The sequence below is a fragment of the Winogradskyella psychrotolerans RS-3 genome (assembly GCF_000427335.1).
In the GTDB taxonomy this organism is placed as follows: domain Bacteria; phylum Bacteroidota; class Bacteroidia; order Flavobacteriales; family Flavobacteriaceae; genus Winogradskyella; species Winogradskyella psychrotolerans.
On the sequence record NZ_ATMR01000091.1, the window covers coordinates 92,903 to 104,711 of the forward strand.

At 32.9% G+C, this 11,809-nt stretch carries 10 protein-coding genes and 2 tRNA genes; 6 read left to right on the forward strand and 6 right to left on the reverse strand.

Translation table 11 applies throughout. The features are described 5' to 3' along the window. Positions 1–57: 57 nt before the first annotated feature. The 3 genes from ADIWIN_RS21245 to ADIWIN_RS07045 form a co-directional block, all read right to left on the reverse strand. Positions 58–480: a site-specific integrase gene (locus ADIWIN_RS21245; RefSeq protein WP_316929642.1), complete on the reverse strand. Its 423-nt coding sequence runs from the start codon at positions 478–480 to the stop codon at positions 58–60. Then, positions 477–1,277, reverse strand: coding sequence for a phage integrase SAM-like domain-containing protein (locus ADIWIN_RS07040; RefSeq protein WP_020894347.1), 801 nt, complete (start codon positions 1,275–1,277; stop codon positions 477–479). Before ADIWIN_RS07040 ends, ADIWIN_RS21245 begins: the two co-directional genes overlap by 4 nt. Positions 1,278–1,519: 242 nt before the next feature. Beyond that, positions 1,520–1,604: transfer RNA gene (locus ADIWIN_RS07045), tRNA-Ser, on the reverse strand. Between the two features lie 225 nt (positions 1,605–1,829). Between ADIWIN_RS07045 and ADIWIN_RS07050 the strand changes: the two genes are divergently transcribed. The 3 genes from ADIWIN_RS07050 (at position 1,830) to ADIWIN_RS07060 (ending at position 4,982) form a co-directional block, all read left to right on the forward strand. Continuing rightward, positions 1,830–2,165: a hypothetical protein gene (locus tag ADIWIN_RS07050; protein WP_020894348.1), complete on the forward strand. Its 336-nt coding sequence runs from the start codon at positions 1,830–1,832 to the stop codon at positions 2,163–2,165. 69 nt (positions 2,166–2,234) lie between these two features. Continuing rightward, positions 2,235–3,266 carry a M28 family metallopeptidase gene (locus ADIWIN_RS07055; protein ID WP_020894349.1) on the forward strand — a complete coding sequence of 344 codons (1,032 nt, stop codon included), beginning with the start codon at positions 2,235–2,237 and terminating at the stop codon, positions 3,264–3,266. A 135-nt stretch (positions 3,267–3,401) separates the two neighbouring features. Then, positions 3,402–4,982, forward strand: coding sequence for a M28 family metallopeptidase (locus ADIWIN_RS07060; protein ID WP_020894350.1), 1,581 nt, complete (start codon positions 3,402–3,404; stop codon positions 4,980–4,982). Positions 4,983–5,208: 226 nt separating this feature from the next. On the opposite strand, the gene ADIWIN_RS07065 is transcribed toward ADIWIN_RS07060, so the two are convergent. Then, positions 5,209–5,284 (reverse strand) — tRNA-His (locus tag ADIWIN_RS07065). Between the two features lie 59 nt (positions 5,285–5,343). After that, on the reverse strand, positions 5,344–6,066 hold the full coding sequence (gene bshB1 / locus ADIWIN_RS07070) for a bacillithiol biosynthesis deacetylase BshB1 (protein WP_040756712.1): 723 nt from the start codon (positions 6,064–6,066) through the stop codon (positions 5,344–5,346). A 310-nt stretch (positions 6,067–6,376) separates the two neighbouring features. Between bshB1 and ADIWIN_RS07075 the strand changes: the two genes are divergently transcribed. From ADIWIN_RS07075 to ADIWIN_RS07085, 3 genes are read left to right on the forward strand one after another with little or no spacing between them, the layout of a single operon-like run. Next, positions 6,377–8,215 (forward strand): SLC13 family permease, encoded by a 1,839-nt coding sequence (locus tag ADIWIN_RS07075; protein WP_020894352.1) that lies wholly within the window; start codon positions 6,377–6,379, stop codon positions 8,213–8,215. 56 nt (positions 8,216–8,271) lie between these two features. Continuing rightward, a complete protein-coding gene (gene pckA / locus ADIWIN_RS07080; protein ID WP_235047049.1) occupies positions 8,272–9,882 on the forward strand; it encodes a phosphoenolpyruvate carboxykinase (ATP) in 1,611 nt (536 codons plus the stop codon). A gap of 57 nt (positions 9,883–9,939) precedes the next feature. Then, positions 9,940–10,623, forward strand: a complete 684-nt coding sequence (locus ADIWIN_RS07085; protein WP_020894354.1) for a DUF2490 domain-containing protein — start codon at positions 9,940–9,942, stop codon at positions 10,621–10,623. Between the two features lie 6 nt (positions 10,624–10,629). Here the strand turns inward: ADIWIN_RS07085 and ADIWIN_RS07090 are convergent, their stop codons facing one another. Beyond that, complete coding sequence (locus ADIWIN_RS07090; protein ID WP_020894355.1) at positions 10,630–11,784, reverse strand: trans-sulfuration enzyme family protein; 1,155 nt, start codon at positions 11,782–11,784, stop codon at positions 10,630–10,632. Between the last annotated feature and the right edge of the window lie 25 nt (positions 11,785–11,809).

An 11,809-nucleotide genomic window follows, 5' to 3' on the forward strand; every position in this document is an offset into this window, starting at 1 on the left:
TTTATTAAAAAAAAAAGCCCTCATCGTTGAGGGCTTCTAAAATAAAAAAATATTGGACTATATGAATTTCTTTCTCAATTTGTCCATATCATTCTTTACATTACTATCCATAACTTTAGCGTAATGTTGAGTCATTGAGATTGTTGTATGCCCCATCATACTACTAACATTTTCTATCGCAACACCATTTCCAAGGGTCACCGTAGTAGCAAATGTATGACGAGCAACATAATGTGTTAACTTTTTGTTTATTTGACATAAATCAGCTATCTCTTTCAAATACTCATTAACCTTTTGATTACTAATTTTTGGAAGTAACCTATTTTCATCTAAATGAGAATATTTATCTATGATTCTTTTTACGGATGGTAAAACTGGAACATTTGATTTAATATTGGTTTTAGCTCTGTTGGTTTTTATCCAAAAAGAATCCTCACTATCCTTTATTAAATGGTCTTTTGTTAAATTTTGAACATCTATAGGTGCATAACTAGTATAACAAGAAAAAGAAAAATATCTTTTACTCTATTTAATCTATCTGTACTAAATTCTTTTGCTTCAATTCGCTCTAATTCAGCTTTAGTAAGAAAAACAGCTTCTTTCTTTACTAATTTCTCATCATAAGTTAAAAATGGATTGGTAGTAATTAAGTTGCGTTTAATTCCATAAAAACAAACTGTTTTAAAACATTGAAAATACTTAACTACCGAATTATGGCTGATACCAACTTTATAATTAAAAGAGGATTCATATTTGAGGTAAGATTCAAGATTATAGATAAACTGGTTATCAATATTATTTATACTAAAGGATGTTTTACCATGTTTCGTTCTAATATAATTAGCTAACAAATCTTTAGCTCTATTATATTTTTGAAGTGAAGCTTTAGAGCGTTCCCCAGTTTCAAACTTCTTTTTGAAATAGTCATTATGCTTTTCAAATAGTTTTATAACATCTAAGTCACCTAATTTCGCAGTCTTACCATTGAGTTTATTTTTAACTTCACATAAAGTAACATCCTTACTATTGCGTGATAACACAAAATAAGCATCTTCAATTTTTTGCTCTACTAAATCGATAGCTAGTTTGCAATTCTTTTCAGAATTCAACCGTAGCTTATTCCTTAGCTTATTGGTAAAATCCCAGCGTTCTTTTTTAATAAACTTACCTGTACTTAAAGTAGTTGTTTTGCCTTGCAATTGAATTTTGGCATAAATTGGAGACTCTCCTTTGTTGTTTTGCTTATCCGTTTTTAGATAGAAAAATGTTTTAATCATAGTTTTACTAATTTAAATGTTAGACAAAATTATCAGTAAAACAGAGGTATAGCTAGGGATTCCCAAGGATTCCCTCAACATATAGTTACCCTAGTTCTTTAGAATTTCAAGGGTAACCCATAAGGTAACATAACTTTGATATATAATGTGTATTTTGAGTATATACCAAAAAACAAAAAACCCTATAAACGTAATGTTTATAGGGTTTTGACTTTTAAAGTGTCATTTGACAACTTTATCAGCGGAGAGCAAGGGATTCGAACCCCTGGAGGTGTGACCCTCAACAGTTTTCAAGACTGCCGCATTCGACCACTCTGCCAGCTCTCCGTTAGCGGATGCAAATATAAAATGCTTTTTTGTTCTAGGCAAAGATTTTCGTGTAGATTTTTAAAATTTTTTTAATCCATTGATTTACAAACTATAATTTCCTTCTGTTTTTAGAAAGCCATCTGTTTTCGGCACAATAAATGTTAATTAATTACTTTTTAAAACGAACTCAATTGCTTTTTCACTAAAAAAATCTAATTTTAAAAAATCAAAAATTTAAGAGAAATGAAAAAAACAGTTATAATACTTGGACTTATCGCAGCTATAATTGCCATTACATTATCAGCATCTCGTAATTCAAATTTTGCAATAATCCCAATAGTTATTGCCTTTATTAGTGGCTTGGCTTTAGTGTTTCTTTCAAAAAAAGACCAGTCCAAAACAAAACCTATTCAATATATATTTTTATTAGTCATTATGTCATTAGGACTCACCATATACAAAGGCGTTTATAAAACAATCGAAGTAGAGAGTACAGAACAGTTAGACCAACAAGGTGAAAGAGATACTGATAAATCTAAGGAACTTCTAGAAAACAGACAAATAGAGAGCAAATTTTAAAAATTTCTCACTAATTGTAAGAAAAGTTTAAATCTATTTATCTTATTTTTGCGTAAATCAAATAGTTACATGAAAGTCTTTATTGCTTCTGTACTCCTTTTTGTTGGTTCTTGTGCCACAATTAGACATAGTGAGAAAATTAGCAACTTAAAAAATAGCATCTCATATAGTGATGAAGATGTTGTTAAAAAGTACTTGAACACCATTACATCTAAAGAATTAAAAGAACATTTAGTAGAAGTGGCTTCAGATAAGTATAATGGTAGAATGACTGGTGAAGAAGGGCACAATTTAGTTTGTGACTATATTAGAGACCAATATAAAGACAGAGATATTAGTGCGCCAGAATCGTATCCAGACTATTTTCAAAAAGTACCTAAAAATGCCTTGCCAAAAAACCTCAACGCATCGCAAAATGTTATAGCATATATTGAAGGTTCTGAATTTCCTGAAGAATATGTATATATTACTGCACATTCAGACCACGAAGGTATTATTAATGGTGAAATTTATAATGGTGCAGACGATAATGGATCTGGTACTTCTGCTGTTTTAGAAATTGCAGAAGCCTTTAGCCAAGCTACTAAAGATGGATACCGACCTAAAAGAAGTATTGTTTTTCTACATGTGACAGCTGAAGAAGTGGGCTTGTATGGCTCTAAATTCTATTCAGAAAACCCAATATTCCCTCTCGAAAACGCAGTTGCTACCTTAAATATGGATATGATTGGTCGTGTTGATGACAGACATAAAGACGATGAAAACTATATTTATGTCATTGGCTCAAACAGAATGAGTAGTGAACTCCATTATATTACGGAGGAAGCCAATTCTACATTTATCAACCTTAATCTCGATTATAAATATAATGGTGAGAATGAATCTAATCATTATTACTATCGCTCGGACCATTATAACTTTGCCTTAAAAGGGGTGCCTGTTATTTTCTTTTTTAATGGTGAGCACGAAGATTACACTAAACCAACAGATACCGAAGATAAAATCAACTATCCCTTGTTGGAAAAACGCACAAAATTAATATTTGCTACAGCATGGTATTTGGCCAACTCTAAAACACGACTTAAGAAAGAAATTATCTGATGTTAAAGTTTGTTAAAAGAAACTAGACCAAATACAAAGCCTATCCAATTTTCGTAATTTTAAAGCTAATTTTATGTAAAGGTGAGCTTAATACCATCTTTAATTTATAACTAACTACCTAATTACTTTCTTTAAATGAAAAAAACTCTACTCTTAGGTGTTGCTTTTGCAGTACTATCTAGTTGTGGCACATCTTCTAAAAGTAGTGCAAACACAACACAATCTAATCAATCTAAAAAAATTGATCCAACAGAATATGCTTCTTCGATTACTTCTGATGAACTAAAAACAATGTTATATAAGTATGCTTCTGATGAATTTGAAGGAAGAGATACAGGTGAAAAAGGTCAGAAAATGGCTGTAGAATACTTAAAACAAAAGTATATCTCTATGGGCATCCCTACTCCATTAGGTGGTGATGACTATTTTCAAGAAGTCCCATTAGAAAAACAGCAAGTTGCTGAAGCTAAATTAACAGTTAACGGAAAAACATTTAAAAGTTTTGAAGATCAAATTGTTTTAACGGTTTCAAATGATGTAAACATGTCTATGGACAATATCGTTTATGTTGGTTATGGTATTGATGATGAAAAATATTCAGATTATAAAAATATAGATGTTAAAGGAAAATTTGTTTTAGCAAAATCAGGGGAGCCTAAAGACGCTGAAGGTAATTTTATTATTTCTGGTACTACAGACGGTACAAAATGGACTAATGGACGTCAATCCATATCAAGTAAAAGAGAAGCTGCTATAGAAAATGGAGCTAAAGGAATCTTATTTATGGATAATGATTTGTTTTCTAGATATTCGAGCTTCTACAAACGTCAATCAGAATCTGGAACCGCAGGTCGCTTATCTTTAAAGAGTAATGATACCGGAATTGTAATGCTGATGATAAATGACAATTTAGGAAAAGCTCTATATGCTTCTATTTCTAAAGACTCTACAGCTAAAGAAATTGAAGCTACTATTAATTTAGAAATTGAAAATAAGTCGGAGTCTATCACTTCTGAAAATGTTGTAGCCTATATAAAAGGTTCTGAAAAGCCTGATGAAATTCTAGTTATATCAGCGCATTTAGACCACGAAGGTGTGAAAAATGGTGAAATTTACAATGGTGCAGACGACGATGGTTCTGGTACTGTAGCTATTTTAGAAATTGCACAGGCGTTTAAAATGGCCGAAAAAGCAGGTCATGGTCCAAAGCGTTCTATATTATTTTTACATGTTACAGCTGAAGAAAAAGGGCTATTAGGATCGAAACATTATACGGATAATGATCCTATATTTCCTCTAGAAAATACCGTTGCCGACTTAAATATTGATATGATTGGTAGAGTTGATCCTAAACGTGATACAGGTACAAGAAATTATGTTTACTTAATTGGTAGTGATAAATTGAGTACTGAATTACATAATATTTCAGAAGAAGCAAACGCAAAATATGTAAATATGGAATTGGATTATACCTTTAATGATGAAAACGATCCAAACCGTTATTATTATAGATCTGATCACTACAATTTTGCAAAGAATAATGTTCCTGTCATATTTTACTTTAATGGCACACATGATGATTACCATAGACCATCAGATACTCCAGATAAAATAGAATACGATCTATTAGAAACCAGAACCCGTTTGGTTTTCTATACAGCTTGGGAAGTTGCTAATAGAGACGAACGCATTATTGTTGATAAAGCTACTGAATAAATAGAGCATTATATAAAGTATACAAAAAGGTCTTTCATTAATTTGAGAGATCTTTTTTCTTTTATTTAAATCAAAAAACAGCTTTTCATTATTAAAAGGCTAATTACTTTTAGATCGAATACTTAATTTATCTCGACTGTGATCATTATAAAACCCGATTCCTATCCTTTAACACAGAATAGTATGTACAAAAAAAGCTCCTCTTTTCAGAGAAGCTTTGTATTCTGGGTGGAAGACCGGGTTCGAACCGGCGACTTTCGGTACCACAAACCGACGCTCTAACCAGCTGAGCTACAACCACCATTTTAAATTGGATTGCAAAGATAATTTAATTGTTATCTCTTGCAAATAGTTTTTGAGTTTATTTTAAATCAAATAACGATTCTACTCCTACATAACGCTCAACTGTATAACCCTCAGCATGTTCTACACCAATTAAACGTCCTAAATTTCTTGCTCTATATTCTACGCTATCTGTAAAGTTCTCACTAGATATCGGAGTTTCAGGCTCTTTACTATTGGGATCAAAGAATTGTGTTTTATAAGCTAAAACAGAATCGACCTTTTTTTCTATAAAACCAGAGACATCAACAACAACATCTGGTTCTATATCTTTCCACTGTATATAATGATATACCGCTTTTGGTCTCCAAGGGTCTTGCGGTTGATTTTCATCTTTATGAATAGTCTCAATCTTTTTCAATCCACTTAAAAAACAAGCATCACTCACCAATTGACTTCCTTTTGGGTGATCAATATGTCTATCATCAATGGCATTACAAATAACAATCTCTGGTTTGAAATAACGAATCATTTTTATAAGCTCTAATTGATGTGCTTTATCGTTAGCGAAGAAGCCATCTGCAAATCGCATATTAACTCTAGAGTGTACACCTAGAATTTTAGCAGCATTAAAAGCTTCATCATCTCTAGTTTCTGCAGTACCTCTTGTACCTAGCTCTCCTCTGGTTAAATCTATAATCCCGACTTTTTTGCCCTTAGAAACTTCTTTTGCTAAGGTTGCGCCACAACTTAATTCTACATCATCCGGATGCGCTCCAATTGCCAATATATCTAGTTTTATCTGCATATGTTTATTGTTTTCTTATGGTTAGATAGAATATCTAATCCCCTTTTTTAATCAAATTAAAATTTCATAATAGATGTTTCATCTCTTACGTCTCTTCTCTTGAATGTCAAAAATATTAAAAAGAAGGTAGATAATCGCTTTCTTTTTAATCCGCAAACGGTTTCGATTAGATAAATCCTTAATTATCTCAAATTTCAGTGATCAAAATTGAAAAATTCGCAATACTTCTAAAGTATGACTTTCGTCATAAATATTGCTTTTCATTGACTCTATCTTTACACTATTACTAAAAGACAACGTCCTTATGACCTTAATGTTAGCTATTTTAATTATTACCATTTCCTTATTTATTTGGGGGAAATTCACCCCAGATATTATCGCACTTATATCAATGTTGAGCTTATTTGTCTTTGGGATATTAGACTTAACAGAAACATTAAGCGGTTTTAGCAACCCAACGGTAATTATGATTGCTGCCTTATTTATAATAGGAGAAGGTTTATCTCAAACAGGTTGGACTGCCTTAGCTGGTGAAAAGTTTATAAAAATGGCTGGTAAAAGCAAAATGAAGCTTTTATTAATAACGACATTAGGCTCTGGATTACTTTCTGGCGTGGTTAGTAATACGGGCACTGTGGCAACGCTAATGCCTGTGACAATTGCTTCTGCTTGGAGTATTGGTACATTACCTTCTAAATTATTAATGCCAGTAGCTTTTGGCTCTAATACAGGTGGTTTATTAACTTTAACAGGTACACCTCCAAATATCATTGTAAACAATACAATGATAGAAAGCGGACTTGAAGGGTTTTCTTTCTTCGAATTTGGACTTATAGGATTACCTCTACTATTATTAGCACTACTCTATTTTAAATTTATAGGCTATAGACTTTTACCAAGTAACAAAACCAATAATAAACCTGTAAATATTAATACGACGTTACACCAATGGATTGAAGCTTACAAAGTCGATGGAGACTATTACAGATTAAGAGTAAGATCAGTATCTCCATTATTAAACACAAAATTAGGAGATTGGAATTTTGAAAAAGATTATGCCGTTACCATTCTACGTATTAAGCGACGTCATCCAAGTCTTTTAAAAGGTAATGATCCTTTTATTGAACTTCCAACGGACCAAACGGAATTCTTATACCACGATATTATTACGGTTAAAGGAGATACCGAAGCAATTAATGTTTTAATGATTAAGTTTCGGTTAGGCTTATTACCTCTAGATTCTATTGAAGATGAGTTAAGACACAATCTTATTAACCAAGAGGTTGGTATGACTGAGGTTTTAGTAGCACCACAATCTGCGCTTGTTGGTAAAAATGTAACATCTAGTCATTTTTTTGAACGTTATAATGTACAATTAATGGCTACCTCAAGAAACGGCAAACCTTTAACAGAACGCGAAACCATAGTAAAAGCTGGAGATGCATTTTTAATTAGAGGGCAATGGAGCGCTATAGAAGAATTAAAAAATCAATATGAACATTTAGTCATCTGCGGTAGTCCTGAAGGTATGGCCAAAACAGTGACGAACCTTACTATTAAATCTTATATCGCATTAGCGTCTCTCATATTAATGATTGTATTGTTAGTTTTTAAAATTGTACCAGGCGCTGTTGCGGCACTACTATCTGCAGGTATCATAATGATTACAGGTTGCGTACCGATGGTAAAAGCTTATAAAGGTATCAGTTGGATAAGCGTTGTAATGATTGCTGCCATGATACCAATGGGAATCGCATTACAAAAAACAGGCACAGCAGAATTGATTGCAAATGGCCTAGTGGATTCTTTAGGAAGCTTTCATCCTGTCGTTTTATTGGGCGGTGTGTTTTTATTGACTACAACCTTTAGCCAAGTTATTAATAACTCAGCCACTGCTGTATTAATGGCACCTATTGTAATTATAGCTGCAAACACGTTAAACATTTCTGCAGCACCCTTTATGATTGTAGTCGCTATTAGCGCCTCTACCGCATTTTTAACACCAGTAGGTACTACAACCAATGCGATGGTAATGACAGCAGGTGGCTATAAATTTATGGATTATTTAAAAGTAGGTGCACCATTGCTTCTACTCTTCCTAATAACAACATTACTACTTGTGCCAATCATATGGCCATTTTAAAATCGAAAGTCGAATTGAAAAACTATAAACTCATGGAAACATTAAAACAACCGATTATGAAAACGAGAGACCTTACAAAGTACGGATTGAAAGACACCAATGCCCATTGGAACCTCTCACCAGAAAAATTACAAGCCATTACTATTGAAAAAGGAATGGGAAAAGAAACCGCTAATGGAACTTTAGCTATAAACACAGGCAAGTTTACAGGTCGTTCTCCTCAAGATCGTTTTATAGTAAAAGATGATTATACCCAAAATAAAGTTTGGTGGGGAAAAACCAACAAAGCGATTTCACCAGACAATTTTGATAAATTACAAGCAGAAATCACAAACTATTTAAGTGGTAAAGAAATTTATGTTAGGGATGCTTATGTATGTGCTGATCCAGAATACAAAACCAATGTAAGAACTGTTACAGAATATCCTTGGTCTAACATGTTTACGTATAATATGTTTTTGAGATCTGACGAATCTGAATTAGAAAATTTTAAAGAAGAATGGTTGGTGCTTTGTGCTCCAGGTTATGAAGCATTAGATCCTAAAGCTTTTGGCTTACGTCAAGGAAATTTCTCTATCCTTAATTTTTCTAAGAAAATTGCCCTAATTGGTGGCTCTGCTTATACAGGTGAAATTAAAAAAGGGATTTTCTCTTCTTTAAACTTTATTCTTCCTGTTGAAAAAGACGTTTTACCTATGCATTGTTCTGCAAATGTTGGCGAAGATGGTGATACTGCTATTTTCTTTGGATTATCTGGAACTGGTAAAACAACCTTATCTGCAGATCCTAACCGAAAATTAATTGGTGACGATGAACATGGCTGGACAGCAAATAACAACATTTTTAATTTTGAAGGTGGTTGCTACGCCAAAGTTATTGATCTATCTGAAGAAAAAGAGCCTGACATTTTTAGAGCAATTAAACCTGGTGCAATTCTTGAAAACGTCGTTTTTAAAGATAACGGAGACGTTGATTATATGGACAGCAAGATTACACAAAACACTCGTGTTAGTTATCCGATTTACCATATAGACAATATTCAAAAGCCATCTTATGCTAGTAATCCAACAAATATTTTCTTCTTAACAGCTGATGCATTTGGTGTGTTACCACCAGTTTCAAAATTAACACCAGGACAAGCTGCCTATCACTTTATTTCTGGTTACACCGCTAAAGTTGCAGGTACAGAAGCTGGTATTACAGAGCCAGTACCATCTTTCTCTGCATGTTTCGGTGAACCATTTATGCCTTTACATCCAACAGTTTATGCTGAAATGTTAAGTAAAAAAATGCAAGATGCAGGCGTCAATGTTTGGTTAATTAATACAGGCTGGAGCGCAGGTCCTTACGGAGTAGGATCTCGTATAAAACTGAAATACACCAGAGCTATGATTACGGCTATTCTTGATGGAAAATTAGACAATGTTGAATTTGAACAACATCCTATATTTGGCTTATTTATGCCAAAAACATGTCCTAATGTTCCTGATGATATATTAGATCCAATGAATACTTGGGAAAATAAAGGCCAGTATGTCAGCAAATCCATTCAACTCGCACATTCTTTCCACTTGAATTTTGAAAAATTTGCAAGTGAAGCATCTCAACAAATTATTGAAGGTGGTCCATTAATTGATGAACACCATCACTTAAATGATCATTTTTAATAGTTCCATGACTGAAAAGAGCCCAGAAATGGGCTCTTTTTTCTTATACAATCTATTATGAAAAACACTTTACTCTTACTATTCGTTTTCTTACTATCTCATAATCCATTGTATGCGCAAAACACAGGCGAAAACAAATTAGGATCTTGGTATGAACTTACGTCATCTAACAAAATAAGTGATAAATTCAGTGTTAGCGGCTCATTCACCAATTGGAACTATGAATTACCTGCAAATAGAGGACATTTACGTTTAGGTATCCTAGGGCTGAATTATCATTTTAACCCTAAATTATCTATAGGTCTATCTTATGCTTATGGTGATATAGATTCTTCATTTGAAATCAACGACATTCCTCACACTAAAGAGAATAGAATAATTGAACAATTAATTTTTAATCATAAATTAAACACTATTAGTTTTTCTCAGAGGCTGAGATTAGAACAGCGTTTCTTAGAATACCCTACAGAAAACCAATTAACGCATAGAATTCGCTATAGATTTAAAACTAAAATACCACTAAATAATACCCTCTTTATTTCTACCTATGATGAAATCCATTTTAATTTAAACAAATTTGATTTTCAACAAAATAGAGCTTTTATGGGGCTGGGTATTTTAATAACTAAAAATATAAATACAGAAATTGGCTACGCAAGACATTCGTTTAAAACTAAAAGCTTTAACAGACTGTCGCTACAACTTAATTTAAAATGTGATTTTAGACAAAAAAAGTCTTAAGATAACTTAGTGCTTTGTGCTATTTATAGCTTGCTCTATATCGCGTTTTAAATCTTTTGTATCTTCTATACCTACAGAAAACCGAATTAATTGATTGCTAAGACCAATAGCATCACGTTCATCTTGACTTAATAACGCATGAGACGTGAGATACGGAGATAACATTGTACTCTCAACTCCAGCTAAACTCATAGAAGATTTTATGAGCTTTAATTCCTTTTGAAAAAGAAGTGCATCCAAATCTTCAGTTAATTCAAAAGATAGCATGGCACCAAATCCACTCATTTGAGATTTTGCCAATTTATAATCTGGATGCGATTTTAAACCTGGATAATAGACTTTAGAAACTTTCGGATGTTTTTCTAACCATTTTGCCAACTTCATAGCGTTTTTAGTTTGTGCCTTTACGCGCAACCCTAAAGTTTTCATACTACGTTCTAGCATCCAAACGGTCATATCACTTAGACTTCCTCCTAGATTTTTACCCACGTTCCAAATGCGTTCCATATGTTCATTAGAACTTGCTACAGCACCAGCCAAAATATCACTATGTCCACCAAAATATTTGGTAGCAGAATGCATCACCATATCAATGCCTAAGTCCATAGGGTTTTGATTTACAGGTGAGGCAAAAGTATTATCAATAGAGGTTAAAATGCCCTTAGACTTCCCGAGTTTTGCAATCGCTTTAATATCTGTAATGGTCATTAAAGGATTTGAAGGTGTTTCAATATGAATCAATTTTGTATTTGGTTGAATGGCCGCTTCAAAATCTTCAACTTTATAACCATTAGTAAACGTGTACTCTATACCATACTTAGGAAATTCTTCTTTTATAAAATTCAATGTACCTCCATACAATGTGTTCTGAACCACCAAATGATCACCTTGTCTTAAAAATGCTAAAAACATGGTGCTAATCGCAGCCATACCAGAACCAAAAATCATAGCGGCTTCCGCGTGTTCTAAAGCAGCAATCTTCTTGGATAAATGTTCTTGATTGGGAGTATTAAAATAACGCGGATAGCGTTTAACATCAACATCCAAAAACTCGTAGGATGTGCTTAAATATATAGGAGATACGACTCCTTTAAATTGTTCATCCTTTACTTCACCTGTATGTGTGCAGATGGTATTTAATCCGAATTTATTTTTAGTCATAATACTATTTATAAGAGACGTAAAT

Coding starts and splice junctions, on each gene's coding strand:
- ADIWIN_RS07055 (WP_020894349.1), top strand. CDS start 2,235: ATGAAAGTCTTTATTGCTTCTGTACTCCTTTTTGTTGGTTCTTGTGCC.
- ADIWIN_RS07090 (WP_020894355.1), bottom strand. CDS start 11,784: ATGACTAAAAATAAATTCGGATTAAATACCATCTGCACACATACAGGT.
- ADIWIN_RS07060 (WP_020894350.1), top strand. CDS start 3,402: ATGAAAAAAACTCTACTCTTAGGTGTTGCTTTTGCAGTACTATCTAGT.
- pckA (WP_235047049.1), top strand. CDS start 8,272: ATGAAAACGAGAGACCTTACAAAGTACGGATTGAAAGACACCAATGCC.
- ADIWIN_RS07075 (WP_020894352.1), top strand. CDS start 6,377: ATGACCTTAATGTTAGCTATTTTAATTATTACCATTTCCTTATTTATT.
- ADIWIN_RS07040 (WP_020894347.1), bottom strand. CDS start 1,277: ATGATTAAAACATTTTTCTATCTAAAAACGGATAAGCAAAACAACAAA.
- ADIWIN_RS07085 (WP_020894354.1), top strand. CDS start 9,940: ATGAAAAACACTTTACTCTTACTATTCGTTTTCTTACTATCTCATAAT.
- ADIWIN_RS07050 (WP_020894348.1), top strand. CDS start 1,830: ATGAAAAAAACAGTTATAATACTTGGACTTATCGCAGCTATAATTGCC.